11 protein-coding genes are annotated in these 18955 nt (G+C 34.5%); 10 read left to right on the top strand and 1 reads right to left on the bottom strand.

Going from position 1 to position 18955, the window contains the following annotated elements:
* Positions 1-5: 5 nt before the first annotated feature.
* The 9 genes from VIL26_04860 to VIL26_04820 all read left to right on the top strand — a co-directional run bounded on the left by VIL26_04860 (position 6) and on the right by VIL26_04820 (position 16147).
* Positions 6-968, top strand: coding sequence for an ROK family protein (locus VIL26_04860; protein HEY8390263.1), 963 nt, complete (start codon positions 6-8; stop codon positions 966-968).
* Between the two features lie 28 nt (positions 969-996).
* Entirely contained in the window at positions 997-3312 is a 2316-nt protein-coding gene (locus VIL26_04855; protein ID HEY8390262.1) for a sugar-binding domain-containing protein, read from the top strand.
* A 50-nt stretch (positions 3313-3362) separates the two neighbouring features.
* A complete protein-coding gene (locus VIL26_04850) occupies positions 3363-6602 on the top strand; it encodes a hypothetical protein (protein HEY8390261.1) in 3240 nt (1079 codons plus the stop codon).
* A gap of 85 nt (positions 6603-6687) precedes the next feature.
* Positions 6688-7632: an ABC transporter permease subunit gene (locus VIL26_04845; protein ID HEY8390260.1), complete on the top strand. Its 945-nt coding sequence runs from the start codon at positions 6688-6690 to the stop codon at positions 7630-7632.
* Between the two features lie 4 nt (positions 7633-7636).
* Complete coding sequence (locus tag VIL26_04840) at positions 7637-8506, top strand: carbohydrate ABC transporter permease (protein HEY8390259.1); 870 nt, start codon at positions 7637-7639, stop codon at positions 8504-8506.
* A 19-nt stretch (positions 8507-8525) separates the two neighbouring features.
* Positions 8526-10226, top strand: a complete 1701-nt coding sequence (locus VIL26_04835; GenBank protein ID HEY8390258.1) for a hypothetical protein — start codon at positions 8526-8528, stop codon at positions 10224-10226.
* Positions 10227-10252: 26 nt separating this feature from the next.
* Complete coding sequence (locus VIL26_04830; protein ID HEY8390257.1) at positions 10253-11836, top strand: hypothetical protein; 1584 nt, start codon at positions 10253-10255, stop codon at positions 11834-11836.
* A gap of 11 nt (positions 11837-11847) precedes the next feature.
* Positions 11848-13437: a hypothetical protein gene (locus tag VIL26_04825; GenBank protein ID HEY8390256.1), complete on the top strand. Its 1590-nt coding sequence runs from the start codon at positions 11848-11850 to the stop codon at positions 13435-13437.
* Between the two features lie 19 nt (positions 13438-13456).
* The gene (locus VIL26_04820) at positions 13457-16147 is read left to right on the top strand and encodes a family 78 glycoside hydrolase catalytic domain (GenBank protein HEY8390255.1); all 2691 of its coding nucleotides are present in this window, start codon (positions 13457-13459) and stop codon (positions 16145-16147) included.
* 78 nt (positions 16148-16225) lie between these two features.
* On the opposite strand, the gene VIL26_04815 is transcribed toward VIL26_04820, so the two are convergent.
* Complete coding sequence (locus tag VIL26_04815) at positions 16226-18532, bottom strand: ABC transporter permease (GenBank protein ID HEY8390254.1); 2307 nt, start codon at positions 18530-18532, stop codon at positions 16226-16228.
* Positions 18533-18803: 271 nt separating this feature from the next.
* Between VIL26_04815 and VIL26_04810 the strand changes: the two genes are divergently transcribed.
* A complete protein-coding gene (locus tag VIL26_04810) occupies positions 18804-18941 on the top strand; it encodes a hypothetical protein (GenBank protein ID HEY8390253.1) in 138 nt (45 codons plus the stop codon).
* The last annotated feature ends 14 nt before the right edge of the window (positions 18942-18955 follow it).

The following is an 18955-nucleotide window of genomic DNA, read 5'->3' as shown; positions in this document are numbered from 1 at the left end:
GTTATATGAAAGTATTGGGATTTGATATTGGCGGAACCAAATGCGCATGCGTTTTGGCTGAATTTGATAAAGAAGATATCAGCTTTTTGTATAGAAAAGAAGTAAAAACATTGCCTGAACCTCAAACAACTTTACAAAGTTTGATATCTGAAGCAATGATATGGATAGAAAAAGAGCAGATTGATGTAAATACTTTAAAAACTGGCATTAGCTGCGGCGGACCTTTAGATGAGGATTCAGGATTGATAATAAATCCGCCTAATCTTCGTGGCTGGGAAAACTTTCCGATATGCGATTTTATTCAAGATAAGATTTCTTTAAAGATAAAGCCCAAACTTAAAAATGACGCAAACGCTTGTTGTCTTGCAGAATGGCGTTTTGGTGCTGGAGTAGGCTGTCATAATATGATTTTCTTAACTTTCGGAACAGGACTTGGCGCAGGGCTGCTGTTAAATGGAAACATATATAATGGAACAACAGGAACAGCGGGTGAAGTTGGACATATCAGAATGAGCGAAACAGGGCCATATGCATACGGAAAATATGGATCTATGGAAGGCTTTTGTTCTGGAGCAGGTATTCGCAATCTAGCAATCGAAATAGGTAAACAACAGATTGCAAGCGGAAAAGGTGTATCATACGCAAAAGACGAGAAAGAATTAAATGAAATTACAACTCAAAAACTTGCACAACTTGCAGAAGAAGGCGATGAAGACGCAAAAATGATATTTAGAATAAGCGGCGAGTATTTTGGAAAGGGACTTGCAATATTGGTTGACATTATTAATCCTCAAGTAATTGTTGCAGGCGGCGTTTATGCTAGATGTCATAAGTTTATTGATGACAGCATGTGGGAACATCTCAAAAGAGAAGCGCTTCCTATGGCAATAGCAAAATGTAAGGTCGTGCCTTCTAAGTTGGGCGAAAAAATTGGGGATTATGGTGCTGTAATATCTGCATTGTATTAGAAAAAAATAGATAGCGTTGGAGTAGAAAATGATACTTAATCTTAATGGAGAATGGAAAGTTTTAAGCGATAATATAGACATCAAAGGAAAAGTTCCAGGAGATGTTACCGCAGATTTGTTTGCTGCCGGAATTATTCCTGATCCTTATTATGGAGATAATTACAAGAACATAAAAAAATATCAAGATCAGAGCTATAAGTATTCCAGAACTTTTAATGTTGATAAAGAATTATTGTCATACGATATTGTTGAATTGGTATTGAAAGGTATAGATACCTTTGCTGATATTAAAATTAATGGAACAAAAATATTAAAAACATCAAGCATGTTTTTAGAATACAGGTATGACATAAAACCAATTTTGAAATTGGGCGAAAACGAAATTTCAGTCACTTTGTTTCCTGCTAGTCAAGAAATAAATAAACATGATAATAAAAAATACGGCAGCATTTTTAATAAAAACCGTATCTTTTTGAGAAAAGCGCAATGCCATTTTGGATGGGATTGGGCGCCTGATTTTGTAGGTTATGGAATTTTTAGAGATGTTTATTTAGAAGCAAAACACAGTATATATATAAAATCCGTTAGTGTTTTTACAAAAATTAATGGAGATATAAGATTTTTAGTTAAGCTGTCTAAATCAGTCAATGATTATGAAATAGTCGTTAAAACAGATGATAAGACTGTTACGGCAAAAACATCTGGAAATGTAGCGCAAATCAATCTTACCATTGATAATCCTAAGTTGTGGTGGCCCAATGGTTATGGCGAACAATTCTTATATGATTATTGTGTTGAAATTAAGAAAGACAATCAGACTTTAAATTCCTATCAATCATATTTTGGTATTCGTGAAGTGTCTCTTTGCGAAGACGCTATTGATAGTGAAAACACAGATTTTTGCTTTTTGATTAATAATAAACGTATTTTTGCACGAGGCAGCAACTGGGTACCGGCAGATATTATGACCGGCTGCATAACAAAAGAAAAATACAGGAACTTGGTTTTTGCAGCAAAAAATGCCAATTATAATATGTTAAGAGTTTGGGGCGGCGGTCTATACGAAAGTGATGATTTTTATCGGGCATGTGATGAAGCAGGAATAATGATATGGCAGGATTTTATGTTTGCTTGCCAGGATATTCCTGATGATATACCAGAATTTCTAAATATAATTAAAGAAGAAGCTCAATTTCAGGTTCAAAGACTTATGAATCATCCCTGTATAGTGTATTGGTGTGGAGGAAATGAGAAGACGGGTTGTTTCGCGCCTGCTTATCCTCAATACGGCAACCATTTTCAAAGAGAAGTTCTTAGGGGTATTTGCAACTATATAGATGGAACAAGACCTTATGGAAATGTAAGTCCCACTAGCGTATTTGAAACGGACAATGATAGAAGGAGCGGCGATTGCCATAGAAATATCGGCGAACAATGTCTGGCAAAAAACAATATCAAAACATTTTATGAGAATTTTTCTGAACTAAATTGCAACTTTTTATCTGAATTTGCTGAAATCGGCTGCTGCAGCTATAAGAGTTTAAATAAATTCATACCCAAAGAGCGGCAAGGATTAGACGATAAGATATATAGAGAAAGATTTATGTCCAATCCTTATGCAGATGTTGCGCCGGAGTTTATGGATAGAGAATTAAAATTTGCCACAGAATTGTTTTCGGCGCCTTTGGATGCAAGAGATTTTGCAAAAAAGAGTTCATTAGCTCAAGCAGAGCTATTGCAAGCCGGCATAGATTATTGCAGAATAAACGGAAGATGCAATGGCGTTTTGAATTGGATGTACAACGATATTTGGCCGCATGGAACATGGGAAGTAATTGATTATTATATGAGTCCAAAGCCGGCATTTTATGCTCAAAAACGTGCTTATAATTCCAAGAGAGTATGCTTTGTAAGATCAAAAGATCATATTGATCTTAACGTAATAGATGATTTGCACGAAATTAAGGGTGTTGTCGAATTTGGAATCAAAACATATGAAGGTAAAGTAGTTAAGAAAGAATGTCTTGAAGTTTTAGGCGGAAAAAACATCTTTAAAAAAGAGCTTCCGTTATGTGAAAAAGGCAATTATTATTATGCTAAATATGAAGATTTGATAGAGACATTTGATCCTTATAAATATGAAAAATTATATCCAGGCAAGATAGAAGTTTCAAGGACAAAAGACAAAATTGTAATCAAAGCAATAAGTTATGTAAGCTATGTCTTTATAGATACTGATGAATTAATAAGCGATAATTACTTTTCAATGGATGCTGGACAAACAAAAGAAATTAAGCTTAAAGACACTAATGTATCAGTGCTTACTTTTGATGAACAATGGTAAAAACTTTTCACTAATTCTTAAGTGAAAAAAATAATATAAGGAGGAAATATATGAGAAGAAAATTGACTGCAATGGTTTTGGCAGGAATTATGGTCTTTAGTTTGGTAGGCTGTAAAGACAAAACTCCCAAACCCGTTGCTGACACTACTGCTCCAGTAATTACTCTTAGCAGTTCATTGCCTCAAAGCGGAGTAGTGGGTCGTGAAGTTAGCCTTCCGACAGCAACCGCAACAGATAATGTTGACGGTGATATAAGCAGTAAAGTAAAAGTTACTGTAGTCCAATTCAAGGCTGACGGTGTTACTATCAATAAAGAATTGATATATGAAAAGAACGCAACAGAGGTTCAAAAATTCACACCTAACAGTGATACACTTACAAAATATGAAATTATATATTTTGTAAAAGATGCTGCTGGTAACAGGGGAGAAATTAGAGGTGTATTTAATGCTTCATTGGATAAAGAAGCACCTACTTTGAGTATTAATACCGATTCAGTTACACCTGCTATTGATTTGACCCAAGGTCTAAAGGCAAAAGCAGCTGAAGACATTGTATTGCCTTCTGCAAGAGGTATTGACGCTCCTGGAGATATAGATATCAGTTCTAATATTGAGATAGGAGTATATTATAACAACAATGGCGAAAAAGGAAATCGTCTTGCTAATTATTCAAATGCTAGCACAGTTAAAACAGTAAGATTGCCAGTTGGTGAATATATAGTAGAATATACATTGCAAGACGGTGCAAAAAATGAGGCTCAACCTGTGTCATTTAATTTAAGTGTTGGACAATTTGACTCTTCTAAGAACTTGTTGTTGGACCGTAAAAATGTGGTATATGACGGCCGCGTTGGTATGCCTGGATTTAACGAATTTGGTGAATTAGTAATCGGACATATATCTGTATCTGATCCTAATATGGACCAAGCACTTTCTGCAAGCCTTAATGTTGTTAAGATTTATGAGCAGATTGTAGCAGTTAATTTCAACGCAGATCCTGCTCCTTCAATCGGCGGTCAGATGTTCTATGACTTTATCGGAAGAGGAAGCAAGGACAGAAATACATTGCCTAATACAGAAACAGGCGCATGGCCTCCTTATTTGTATCTAAGAATAAGCGGTGGATCAATAAGCCCTCGTATTAGTTCTCAACCTGATAGAGAATTTTCTCAAGTAAAAGCAACATCAAAGAGAATAATCGACGGTCAGGATCATACATTGTATTTCCAATGGTTGAACCAAGGTGAAAGCGCATCTGATCCTAACGCTGCAATTTTGCTGCAAGGCTGGATTGATCAAACTCCTGACAATGAACCTGACTTTATCTACAAAGTTGTAAGCGGAGTATCAACTGACAAAGGCGTTTTGCAAGCAGATATATTTGAAGATCTATATAACGAAACAGGCGCAGGCTGGTTATCATTTGGCTCATACAACAATGGAAAGACCGCTGACGGAAAATTTGATGATGACCATATGCGTATAAAAGGCGTTGCAATTTATGATAAAGACGCAACATCTTTTGATACAGACATCTCTGCACCTACTATTACCGTTGACGGTACTATTAATTCTATACTACCTGTTAACGAAGAAATAACATTGCCTCAAGCAACTGCGTTTGATGATGGAGTAGATGTAAGTGCAAAAATAGTTAAAAAAGTAAGCATCAACGGCGAAGATTATGTAGTTTTGACAGGAAATAAATACACTCCGACAGTAACAGGAAACTATCGCTTTGTATATGAAATTTCAGATGCAGCAGGCAATAAAAATTATAAAGTTCTTAAGACAGCTGTAAGAGTTAGAGATACTGTTGCTCCTGTTCTCACTGTAGATACAACTGCAATTAATGTAAACACTGGTGAAGAATTTACATTGCCTACAGCAACAGCAATTGATGATGTTGACGGTGATATTTCATCTCAAATTGAAATCAATTATATCGGAAAACAGTATAATGAATACATCAATCGTAATGGTGCAACAACATTCATTCCTTTGATTGATGGTGCTCATAAACTTGTATATAAAGTTACAGATTCCTTTGGTAATACTGTAACCAAAGAAGTTCCTGTTAATGTTACAGGCGTACCTAGCGGAAATATTTTGTCAGATAATCTTGAATTGGCTGGAAATGCGCAGGGAATTACAAATGTATATCAATACGACAGAAAAGTTTCCATGCTTATGAATGTACAAAAATATTCAACTCTGCAATTCTTGACTCGCGGTCCTATAGGCGGTAATGCAGATTGGCCTCAAGGTATCGTAATCCGTCTGGCTGACAACGGCAAGATAGATGTGTCCGCATTTAAGCATGACGAAGCTATATTTGGTTCTACAAACAACCCTTATGCTCTTGAATACAATCGCAATACAACTACTTTGTTTGAGTATCAGGTGTCTAACGTAACTATTGAAGGAATCGAATATATCAGAGTTCAAGTTTGGTTCCAAGGCAAAGCTCTAGAATGGGCAGCAAGACCTGACAACGGCGGTTATATAAATCTTGAAGATGGTGTAACTGCAATTTACCGTAAAGTATCTGACTTCACCGCAGGACAAGCTGCAAACATTTATGCTGGACCTATTTGGGTATCTGCTGCTGCAGGTGTAGGAAGACTCACAATCAGCGAATTGAGAATAGACGGTACCAGCTGCGATAAGCCTGAAGATCCTCAACCTCCTCAAGGTTTGGCAGTTCCTCAATTTAATTCTGAAGAAGCAGTTTTCAATACAGCTAATATTACTTCAGGTATGGCTAAAATAGGAAGCTATTCTAACGAAGACACAATTCAAATAACCTTCAAAGCTACTAATACCGAAACAGCTTCACAAACATTTATGGCATTTAACGTTATGGGTGGCACTAATGAAGATAACCCTGATGGATGGAATGGCGGTATAATGTTCCTATTAGGAGCTGGCGGAGCAAAATTAGTTACAGGTTCTTGGGATAATCCTATTGCGACATTCTCTAACTGGAATCCTTATGCAACTGTTAATGATACAACATATGTGTTAAGATATAAATTTACATACGTTATAACTAATGAATTAGTTACTGCATTAAAGTTAGATGTTTGGTTTGGCACCGATGAGGCTTCGCTTACCAAAGCTGAATGGACACAACTTGTATCAGGAGTCACATACGAAGATGAAACATTAGTACTTTCTTACACTGTACTTGATACAGATAAAATTACTCCAAATGCTATCAGAGTTCAAAACATACCTGTAAGCCAAACAGGTGTTGAAGTACTTGAAATCAAAAAAGTAATTTAGGTTAGGCTTAAAAAAACTATATTTCTACCGCCGTCTCATTTTTGAGACGTGCGGTAAGAAATATTAAATTAGAGGGAATTTCTGAGTGTTGAACAGTAAGATTAAGAAGTCAAAATTAAAAAAAGATTTTAAACAAATAATCAAAGAATGGCAATTATATTTGATGTTTTTGCCTGGCTTTGTAGTATTATTGATATTTTCCTATATTCCTATGTATGGGCTCGTATTGGCGTTCAAAGAATACAGTCCTGTTTTTGGAATAATGAATTCTCCATGGGTGGGTTTGCAAAATATAAAATATGCTGTAATGTCATACGGCTTTTATAGACTTGTACGCAATACATTAATATTAGGATTGCTTAAGCTGATTTTTGCTTTTCCTTCGTCTATCATTTTAGCTCTATTGTTTAATGAATTAAGTAATGGAATATTTAAGAAGTTTGTTCAGACGGTTTCTTATTTACCTTACTTTATCTCATGGGTTATTGTCGCATCCATTGCATATATGTTTTTATCAACCGATTACGGCGTTTTGAATGATATTTTGATATCTCTTGGTATAGATAGAATTCAGTGGTATGCTAGTCCTCAATATTGGCGTGCCATAATCACAATTACACATATCTGGAAAAACACAGGTTGGGGTACTATTGTCTTTTTGGCAGGACTTACAGCGATAAACCCTGATTTGTATGAAGCTGCAAGATGCGATGGGGCAGGCAGATTTAAACAAGTTTTACATGTATCTATTCCGGGAATTATGCCTGTTATCGGAATGACATTTATTTTAAGTGTAGCAGGCATAGTTAAAGATGACTTTGAACAGATATATGCCTTGGTTGGTCAGAATAGTGAATTATATTCTACTGTAGATGTTTTGGGTACTTGGATGTATCGCGGACTAAGAGGAGATTTTAGAGGCTGGGGCGAAGTAACTGCAGTAGGTTTAGTTCAGAGCATTGTTGGATTTATATTAATGGTGGGCGCTAACTGGTTGGTTAAACGTTCGGATAATAAAGGTTTGTGGTGATAATATGAATTATAAATTAACAAAAGGAAGAATAGCCTTTAATATCTTTAACATAACATTTTTATCGCTTTTGACTCTGAGTTTTTTGATACCTTATGTTTATATTGTTTCAGGAAGTTTTACAGACGAGATTGCGTTGATAAAGAACGGCTATAAACTTTTTCCTAGTAAGTTTAGCTTTTATGCCTATAAGTTCATAATCGATTCCGATCCGTACTTGCTAAATTCAGTAAAAAATTCTATTATACTTACTTTGATCGGAACTTTAGTGACTATTACGGTATGTACCTTATATGCATATCCGCTATCAAAATCATACTTAAAAGGAAATAAGTTCTTTTCCTTGTTTATGATATTTACAATGTTATTTTCAGGCGGACTTATTCCTTATTATCTAGTAGTAACAACATTCTTTACTGATTCAATATGGGCAATAATTATCCCAGGCGCTATGGCACCATATTATACAATATTGCTTAGAAACTTTTTTTACACTGTACCTTCCAGCTTGGAAGAAGCGGCTAAAATTGACGGAGCAAGCAATATAAGAATCTTGATCAGGATATATTTACCTCTTTCATTGCCGGTAATAGCTACTGTTGTGCTATTTGCAGCTGTTTCATATTGGAACAACTGGGTAGGACCAATGCTATTCATATCGAGCAAAGAAAAGTATCCTATTCAATATTTGATACAACAGCTTTTGACTAATATAACAAGCATTTATGGCGGAGGTGGCGGCGGAAATATACTGCCGACAGAATCTGTGAAGTTTGCTGCTGTAGTGCTTGGTTCAATGCCTATAATTATCGTTTATCCATTTTTGCAAAAATACTTTATTAACGGCTTAATAATCGGTGGAGTAAAAGAATAATCAAAAGAAGGAGAAAGTGATGAAAAAGATTATTTGTTTGATATTAGCAATGATTTTAACTTTAAGTCTTGCTGGTTGTAAAAAAGACACTGGAATGGTGGGAGATAGTTATCTATTGACTATCTATCGTGCGCGTTCAAGCGGAATGGTGGATGGGGTTAATGATGATAAAGTTACAGAAGCACTAGAAAAAAAGTTTTATAAAGATACCGGCATCAAAGTCAAATTGGTTATGAAGATGTATACCAACACTGACTTGGTAAACCAGGTTGACGTTAATTTTTCTAATAGAAATCAGTCTATGGAAGCAGTCATTCACTATATGAGCGAAGATGCAGGCTCAGCTATCATAAAATACGCAAGAGATAACAATTTTGCGGCAAAAGACTTATCTTCATATCTAGAACAAGACGGTCAAAATATTCTCGCCAAAATTAGAGAAAATGATGATGGTCATTATGCAGAAAGAGCCGGATACTTTAATATTAACGGAAAATATTATCACAATGTGCTTACAAGCCATGAGAAAGAAGGCGGTTTTGGCATACTCATTAGAAAGGATTACATGGAAAAGGTAAAGAATATAACAGGCCTTGATCCAGACGATTATGATATTAATAATGAAAATTGCAAGCACATGACGGTAGAAGAATTTGATAATCTAATGCGAGTTATTAAGAAAAACATTGCTGGCATACAGTATCCTGTAAGCGGATTTGCATGGGACTTAGCTCGTACTATAGGTACAGCTTTTGGTGTTGACGGCATGAACTATGGCTTTAATGAAGAAGGCAAATTTGTACCTACACAATTTACCGCCAACTTTGACAGATATTTAAACTTGATGTATCAATGGAACAAAGACGGGATCTGGGAAAAAGATAATATTTCAATGACTGATGAGTTAAGACGTACAAACTTCATATCAGGATTATCTGCTACTTTTATGAGTTATTCTATACCCGAACAAATCATAATGATCAACAGAACATTTAAGCAAGCTAATCCAAACGGCGAACTCATGGTTTTGTCACCTCTTGCAGCAAGCGATCGTGATGGCAATCCCATTTTGGACAAAGACGGAAATAGAGTTGTTAATGGAAGCTTAAAAACAGCAAGAGCTTGGATGGGTATGATAGTTCCTTATAGAGCAAAGAATACAGAGATTTTGATAAAGTTCATAGATTGGATGTATTCTGATGTTGAAAATTATGAATTAGCAAAATATGGGATTAAGGGTAAAGATTGGATAGAGGGAGAAGATAGAGTTATAAACGGCAAGACATTTAAAACTTGGGCTTATCCCGAAGATAAAGTGGATCAATATCTAAACAAACCTCCTTATTCAGGCATGTGGGAGTTATTGCCCAATATCAATGTTTCTGACAGAATTTGCGCTCATTACAATACTGAAGAAACCAATTGGTACTACAATCTCTATTATAATGTTCCCAATTTTACTACTGGAACTGAGGGAATTTGGGTACCCAGTCTTTCAAGAGATTTGGCAGTACAAGCTTCCGAAATTGATGGAAAATATGTTGAATCAATTAGAGGTAAGGCTTGGGCAGGTATTTTGGGCGAAGGCGGAAAGACACCGGTAGAAATTTTGTCAACATACAAAGAACAATGCTATAAGAGTTTTTCATCATATTTTGAATTTTTGAATGAAAGCTATAACAACAGTTTGCAATACTTTGCACAAAAGTTCGGAGATTAAAAATATAAAAATATTTGGAGAAATTAATGACGAAAAAGATTATATGTCTTTTACTAGTGTTTGTCTTAGGATTCTTTGCAATCGGTTGCAAAAATTCTGGAGATGAACATGGTGATAAAAATGCAAATCGTGTTGTGCCATCTGGTTCAATGGCTTTGTACATTAATAAGGCTACCAAAGATTCAAAAACAGTGTATGGAATAGGTACTGAACTTGATCCGCATTTTTTGAGTCAAAATGTAGGTCTTAGCGGAACTACTAATGGAGTAGAATGGATGGCAAAGGCAGAAGATTGGGATAATATTTTTGTTCCCAGAATAAAGGCGATGAACCTAAAACGTATCCGCTCTATGATATTGCCTTCTTGGTATTGTCAAAAAGAAGTCGGCGGGGCTTCTGCTTGGACAAAAGAAGATTTTGAATCAAAAAATTACAATTGGAATTCAAATGAGATGAAATCGCTGTATCAGGTTTTAGATACAGCGAAAGAACTTGATATATCTGTCAACCTTACTATTTGGGGCGTAAGCGGAGAGCTGTATTTCGCGGCTACTAACAGCTGGGTATCAGAGCCAAAGTCAGGATATGAGAAAACTTTTGTTACTGTTTTTGCTGACCTTGTAAAATACCTAATTGAAGAAAAAGGATATGATAATATCAAAGAAGTGACTTTGTATAATGAACCAAATTCATTGTATGACAAAATTAGTGCTATAATGGGCAACAAAATGTATGCAGATTTGTGCCGCGATATGCATCAGGCATTTATTGATGCAGGTATAAGAGACAAAGTTTTATTTAATCTAAGTGATGATGCTAGAAGTCCAGCTTGGCTTGCAAAAACTTTGGGCGAGTTATATGAAGACGGTATTATTGATGTTGCTAATTCTCATACATATGATTTTGGCGATACTTATAATGTTGAAACAGGTGAAAGTCTTAGAGATATGACCAATAGCGACATAAAATATAATTTGCCCAGTTATAACCTAAATGCATACGCCCAAGTAATGGCAGATTATCCGGATATTCCTCATATGTGGGGCGAATTTGGTACAAAAAACACCTCAGGTTCTCATGCGACATTTGATAAGCATTCTGGAGCAAGAGCTATAGATATAGCAAGAATAGTCAGCAATATGTTCAATATGGGCAGCCAAGGTACAAGCTATTGGGTATTGTTTAGTCAATATTATTCAAGGAACGACTTTTATATAGGCAAAATCATGGATATGGGACTTTGGGGTTTTGCTGATGAATTTTATAATGTACGACCTGTTTTTTACACTTATTCAATGATTACAAGATTTGTAGAAGCAGGAGATCTTATATATAAGATTACCAGTGATGATGAAGATATTACTGCTACTGCTTTTAGACAAGGCGATAAATGGACCTATTTGATTGTTAATGACGGAGACGAATCCAAAACGGTAAGCTTTGTTAACGATACAAAGTTCCCTACAAAAATGGAAAAGTATGTTTTTTTGGAGAGCGACATACCCACAGATAATAATGTAATACCTTCCAGCGGAACGGTTGAAGCTGACGGAAGAGTATTGACGCAACAAATACCTGAAAGAAGTGTAATAGTATTCAGTTCAAAATAGGGGAAATATAAATGAGGAGATTTTTGATAATGCTTTTGAGTGCGGTGCTATGTTTATCAGCTTTTGGATGTGGACAAGGAAGCACGGTTGATGATAATAATAATAAAAATAAGACTGAATTAATACCCCAGGGATATATAAAGACGGTGGTACAACCTGCTACAGGTGTCAAAACAGATACCATAGGAGTGGAGTTTGATCCGCATTTCTTTTCACAAAATGTAACAAGAGGCAATGTCAAGGCTGAAGATTGGGATATTGTAGTAAACAGGGTAAAAGAATTAAAAGTTCAAAAGTTTAGAATAATGATTTTACCCGAATGGCTGGAACCGCTTAATGATGACTCTGATGACAGCAACATCAATTGGGATGCGCTTACTGTAAATTCTGTTGAAATGCAAAGTCTTTATAAGGTTTTGGATCTTGCTCAGGAAAACAATATAGAAGTCAATCTGACCTTATGGGGAGCAGGTAACTATGTAAGTTTGATAGATGGAGATACCAATGCCTTAGTCGGCGGCAAACATTTTCTTGCCAAAAATAACTCTGCTAATAACTGGGTGGTAGGTTCAAAGTATCCCAAAGAATTTGCAGAGAACTTTTCTATGTTTGTTCAACTTCTAGTTGTAAAAAAGAACTATACTTGCATAAAAGAAATTACACCTATCAATGAGCCAGACTGGTCTTATCAGATAGATAATCTAACTGATAATGGACGGCCAGGAATATTTAAAGATTATGCCGAGCTTTGCAGAGAACTTGATGCCAGATTTAAAAAAGATGGTATAAGGGATAAGGTATTGTTTAATCTCTCGGATAATACTGATAATGCCCAATATTGGTTGGAAAAAACAGTCGATGAGCTGGATGATATTGCTGATAAATATAATTCTCATACATATATTTTTGGATATGAGACCAAAAATTCAACAATTGCTGCTTGGCAGGCTGAAAATTATAGAATAGTAAAATATACAGGCAAGCAGCATGTAATTGGCGAATTTGGATCTAACAGAGTATCAGGTTCTACAAGACAATTAGACGTAGATCTCTACGAAAGAGGCGTTTTGTTGGTTAGACAAATGGTCAATTTCTTTAACAATGGCGCTGCAGGAACGAGTTATTGGACATTATTGGATCAATATTATAAACGCGGAGCAACCTACGGCGAGATGATGCAATTAGGACTTTGGAAAAGTGCAAAAGAAGATTATAGAGAAGATCCGATATATTATAATACTATCAAAAAAGATTATGAAATCCGTCCGATGTATTATGCTTATGGATTAATGTCTAGACTAATAGAAAAAAATTCTGATATATATCCTCTAGAAATTAATGATGATTTTGTTGCTGGTACTGCGTTCAAAGCCCCTGATGGAAAATGGACTTATGTAATAGCTAATGGCGGCAAATCGTCATATAAGGCAGCGATAAGCAATGGCGATAATTTTGGTGATTTTGATTTGTATGTTTACAGTCAGGACACATTACCCACAGGCGATATAGGAATTCAGGCAAGCCAAGAGTTGAGCTTTGAAAATAGAGTCTTATCTGTAGAAATAAATCAAAATACAGTCGTAGTTTTGAAACAAAAGTAAAAAATTATATGGGTGTAATATGATAGATAGTAAAGCAAAATGGATATGGCCTAAAGACGATGTTTCTCATCATAGTACGGTCAAGTTTAGAAAACACTTTAATTACAATGATGAAAAGAACGTAATAATTAATATTACTGCAGATTCGAGATATTATCTTTATATAAACTCACAATATGTTAATTATGGGCCGGTTAGAGCATATCCAGCACATTACAAGTATGATTCTATAGATATTACACCCTTTTTGAAAAAAGGGAAAAATACACTTAATATCATTGTTCAGCACTATGGTCAAAGTAATTTTCAATATATTTTGGCTAATAGAGGACTATTATTGTCTATTTCAGGCCTGAAAGAAGAAGTTGTTTCTAACCATACTTTTTTAGGAAAAAAAGCTGAAGAATATCTTTCCAATACGCCTGAGATCTGTGTTCAGCAGCCGTTTGAAGAACAGGTTGATGCAAGACTATCTGATGATTTTTTGTCTGACGATTATGATGATTCACAATGGCAGGAATGCGATGAATATGACGATACCACTCATCAGGATCTAACAGAAAGAGAAATTCCTTTATTAACAAATCAGGTTATGAATCCTGTCAGGCTTGTCAGTGCTGAAAGTGTAAAATCAATTGATAATATTATAAGTTTTAATTTGAGACCTTATTTAACCAAGAATTTGACTTATGAGCATAGCTGCTATGTTTGCGATGGCGTAGTGGTTATTGAGGCTACCTGCAATAAACCAGGCAAATTTAATATAAAATATAATAATATTTCACAAGATGTTTATCTTAACGGCGAAAAAATAGATACTGCAGGTACTACTGTAGAGAATAATATATTTACATTTTTCTTGCCTACATATAATCATAATACACAGATGCTGTTTTGCTTTGACGGTTATAAGGTAGATATAAAGAGCATAAGGCTGTATTTATTTGATGTCGATAATAAAAAAGCAAACGAAAGCAACGGCATGGGATTTTTTAATATTGTTCAGCCTAATTGCACAATTAAGGATAAAAACATTCTGAAAACGCAAGTTTTAAAAGAACAAGGTGTTGATATATCAGAAGTATGTAATTCTGTTAATGTTTTTGGATTATGTTACTGTGAAAAAGTATTAAACCAGGTTAAAATCAAAGATGATTACAACCTTACTGCTGGCAATGGTTATGCTGTAATAGAACCTAGAGAAGATGATACCAGAATCCTTCTTGATTATGGACAAGAACTTGTAGGCTTTTTTGAATTTGAAGTTTTTTCGCATACGGGCGGGGACATTTTGGATTTTCATGGCTTTGAATTTATTCAGCCAGACGGAAGATATAATTTTGCAGAAGGCATGAATAATACCATGAGATACATAACCAAAAAAGGTTATAACAAATATCGTTCTTTAATAAGACATGGATTAAGATATTGTTATATATCTTTTAGAAATATCAGTCAGCCATTATATATAAAAGCTCCTAAGCTGATATTTTCAACATATCCTCAAAGCTATAAAGGCAGTTTTTATTGTTCTGACGAAATGGTCAACAACATTTATAAGGCAGGAAAAGATACCTTAAGATGTTGCAGTGAAGACACTTATACTGACTGTCCCACTTATGAGCAAACACATTGGGTAGGAGATGCAAGAAACGAAGCTCTAATTGACTGGGTTGTTAATGGCGATTACAGACTTTGGTATAGATGTCTTGAACAAACTGGGCAGTCTTTGGATTTTAGCATTATTACTCAATCTCAAGTTCCCAGCGGATGGTTTAATATCATACCGACATGGAGCTTTTTATGGATGCAGAGTATTTGCGAATTTTATAAATATACAGGTCAAAAGCAACTGACTGAAAAGTTATTTTTGATGCTGAAGAAAAATATCGAGGGCATAAAGAAATGCATCAATAAAGATGGCCTTTTTGAACTAAAGGCATGGAATATGTTTGATTGGGCGGATATGGATACTCCTGCTGATGCCGTAGTAACTCATCAAAATTGCACATTGGTAAGAGCACTCAACCAATCAGCTAATCTTGCCAAGGAATTAGGCTATGAAAAAACTGCAAAAGACTGGTCAGAATTAGCCAATAAGATAAAACAGGCTATTAATCAATACATGTGGAATGAGCAAAAGCAAGCATACACTGACTGCTTGAAAAACGGTGTCCAAAGCAGTGTCTTTTCTCAACAAACCAATACGGTAGCAGTCTTATCAGGTGTAGCTGAAGGTGCAAGGCTAAGTAGATGTCAAGAGATAATTAACGATCCGCAAGATTTTGTAAAAGGCGGTAGTCCTTTCTTTGAATTTTTCCTATTAGAGAGCATCATGAATAATCAGGACAATAAGAGATTTATTGAACTGATTAAAAATGATTGGGGATTTATGATTCAAAAAGGCTGCAACACTTTTTGGGAAATGTGGACCTACATTCAGCCAGACGGAAGACTTACAAGAAGCCATTGCCATGGCTGGTCTGCAGCACCTACTTATATGCTCACAGAATATGTTCTTGGCGTAAGACCTCTAGAGCCTGGTTATAAAAAAGCATTGATAAATCCTCATCCATGCAATCTAGAATGGTGTAGGGGCGATGTTCCTACTCCTTACGGTATTATTCATGTGGAATGGAAAGTCCAAAACGGAAAATTAGAATTAAATTATTCTGCACCGAAAGAAATAACAGTTGAAGTCAAAATATAATATCAGTCTATATATGGTTATAAAATAAAAGCCATCGCAAATAGCGATGGCTTTTTAATGTCACACATATTTATAAAGTTATTTTTTCATTGCATCTACAGGTTTCTTGCGTGCTATTCTCATTACAGGAATGAAACTTGCTATAAATGCAACAGCCAAGCTTACTACAAGCAATAGAACTATTTGTCTTAAACCAAAATTCAATAGAGTAATTAATAGATTGTATTCTGATCTTAGAGATCTATTGATTAGTGTTACTATGATGCCGGTAGCAACGGACGCAAAGCCGAAGTTGATTAATGCAATAATTATACTTTCGTTAAAGAAAATTCCAAACACATCACTGCTTCTTGCGCCTATTGCGCGTAAAATTCCTATTTCTTTGCTCTTATAAGAAATACTGATGGTTATAAAGTTTGTAAGCATCAAAGACGCAAAGACAGCAAAACCTATTCCTATATATAAGAATACCTTAGCTAGATTTTCAACCAAGCTGTTGACTTGAGAGAGTGTAGCCATTACACCGTTTTTCATCTCAAATACATATTTGTCAAAGTTGTTATCATATCCAAACTTGACTAGCTCCAATAACTTGTCTTTGTTAATAGGAGTACGCGTTATCAAAAACGCAAAATAACCATCATTTCCTTCTGCAACAATTGAATATAATTGATCATTTAAGATTATAGGATAATCACTATAATCAATAAAAGAATCAGGATAATATATTCCTGCTATTTTATATGGAGCGTTATCAATATTAACTTGCGTTTTATAATTGTAATATTCTATATATTTTTGATTAATATTTAAGTCTTGTGCTAAAGTTTTTAGTGAACCGTCATTAATACCAGTTTTGATCAAAGAATCTTTATATTCTTTCATTAAATCGTTATAAGTATAATCAGCCCATTCATTTCTATCTTGCATTTGATTTAAATATTGGTAGTACATTTCAACTTTGACATTTTCATCAAGTGTATTCATGTAATCCAAGGTATAGGGCTTTTCTTTATATTCATTATTATCCCAATACCAATATGTGCCTTCAGGAACAAAGTCTTGAGGATAGTTATTTGAGATAAAATTCCTTATAAATTTATCAAGATTACCATCCATGTTTAGATTAAAATAATCTTTAAACCATTCTGGAAGCTTTTGATCTCTTTCAGACCATGAATATTTTTCATTTGATGCAAAATCAATAATTCGGATATAATTATAGGCAGATATTATTATTTCATCATCATTAAGCGTTGATTTTGAATTGTCAAAAAAGACTATATCTTCAGACTTAATATCATCTAACTTATAAACAGAATTAATAAAAGAAACTATATTATCATTTTCTTCTTTTAATACAAAGTTTGCATTATTGATAGTAAGTCCTTTTGAACGGTTTGAAATTATCAAATCATCAATATAACCGTCTCTTACAAAAATCATACCATGATAACCATATTTTACGGTCTGTTCAAGTTCGTTTATTAAAAAATATAATCCAATATTTTGCTCAAGAGTATCAGTCATTGCAGAAAAATGGTCATAGTCAAATTTAGTGTCGATAATAGCGGTTATTGTTAGTTCTTTGTTATCAAATTCAACTTTGGGATTTTTTGAAAGAAAATTTTCCTGACTTTTAATATCTTTAGCCTCAATTATTTGGTCTTTATATCTATAACCGTAATTTTCAAAGTGTTTATAAATATATTCACTTATAGCTATTTCTGCGTCATTGGCAGGTAACGTACCTTTATAGCTGAATCCAAGATCATTTATATCTTGTTCATTAATCTGAAAATAGCCGCTTAATTGTCCAGTGTATAAAAGAAGACGGTCAGAGGATGAATTTAAAAAATTATTTATACTATAAGTATAATTTTGTTGATTATAAAGTCCTTTAAAATTATAGCCTGTTTCTTTATTTAATAAATCAATGTCATCTTGATTGGAATATGAAGAATTGGTGTAATATTCTTTATTATCATCATAAAATATTTTTATCTGTTTTTCCAAAGTAAAAGCATTAATATTGCTGTCTATTAAAGAATTGGCTGTTATCGTGTATTTGTTATATGCTGCCATGGTGTCCGAAAGTCCCGCCAAAGTAAATGCAACCACAGACAATAAAATTGTCATAACCAGCCTAAACGGCTTGGCTTTTAATCCGCTTGCGCCGATTTTTACAGAGTTTTTCCAAGGAAGACGGCTTTTTATAAGCTTGAAGTTTTTATCTTTGCTTATAGTTATTTTGCTTTCATCTGTTTGCTTAAATGCTTCTTTATTGCCTTGCGTATCAATTCGAGCAAATTTTCTCAAATCTTCGTTGGCATGGCTGTCGATTGATAATATCGCATCGTTATTCTGAATATAACGATTGATCATTTCAATATCTTCATAAGTCAGTTTATAACCCTTTTTGATTGAAATGATTTTATTGTCAACAATGCTGATATATTCATTTTTACGATAGCTTGGAGCTAAGTATTTTTCAATATCGCTTATAATTTTTCCGTCTTTAAATTCTATAACTCTATCGCCGTAATATTCTGCAAACTCTCTGTCATGAGTTACAACAATGACCAGTTTGTCTCTAGGCGTTTTTTGTTATCATTTTCACCCTATTTTATCATAAGCACCCAGGGATATTGAAGCTATGAAAAAGCAAGTTTTGGTATGCGCCGAGTGTTTTGCTATGGATGCCCAAATAATCTGTAACGATAAAAATATCCAGTATCCAAAAAGAGCAGAGCAATTAATTATAAATTATTACAAAAATCAACTTATAAACTAGCTTTTAAAGATAGA

It is taken from the genome of Clostridia bacterium, assembly GCA_036562685.1.
GTDB lineage: Bacteria > Bacillota > Clostridia > Christensenellales > DUVY01 > DUVY01.
The sequence above is the reverse complement of the archived record's forward strand: the minus strand, read 5'-3'. Positions and strand labels throughout refer to the sequence as shown.

Coding starts and splice junctions, on each gene's coding strand:
- VIL26_04860 (HEY8390263.1), top strand. CDS start 6: ATGAAAGTATTGGGATTTGATATTGGCGGAACCAAATGCGCATGCGTT.
- VIL26_04825 (HEY8390256.1), top strand. CDS start 11,848: ATGAGGAGATTTTTGATAATGCTTTTGAGTGCGGTGCTATGTTTATCA.
- VIL26_04815 (HEY8390254.1), bottom strand. CDS start 18,532: ATGATCAATCGTTATATTCAGAATAACGATGCGATATTATCAATCGAC.
- VIL26_04850 (HEY8390261.1), top strand. CDS start 3,363: ATGAGAAGAAAATTGACTGCAATGGTTTTGGCAGGAATTATGGTCTTT.
- VIL26_04820 (HEY8390255.1), top strand. CDS start 13,457: ATGATAGATAGTAAAGCAAAATGGATATGGCCTAAAGACGATGTTTCT.
- VIL26_04810 (HEY8390253.1), top strand. CDS start 18,804: ATGAAAAAGCAAGTTTTGGTATGCGCCGAGTGTTTTGCTATGGATGCC.
- VIL26_04855 (HEY8390262.1), top strand. CDS start 997: ATGATACTTAATCTTAATGGAGAATGGAAAGTTTTAAGCGATAATATA.
- VIL26_04840 (HEY8390259.1), top strand. CDS start 7,637: ATGAATTATAAATTAACAAAAGGAAGAATAGCCTTTAATATCTTTAAC.
- VIL26_04835 (HEY8390258.1), top strand. CDS start 8,526: ATGAAAAAGATTATTTGTTTGATATTAGCAATGATTTTAACTTTAAGT.
- VIL26_04830 (HEY8390257.1), top strand. CDS start 10,253: ATGACGAAAAAGATTATATGTCTTTTACTAGTGTTTGTCTTAGGATTC.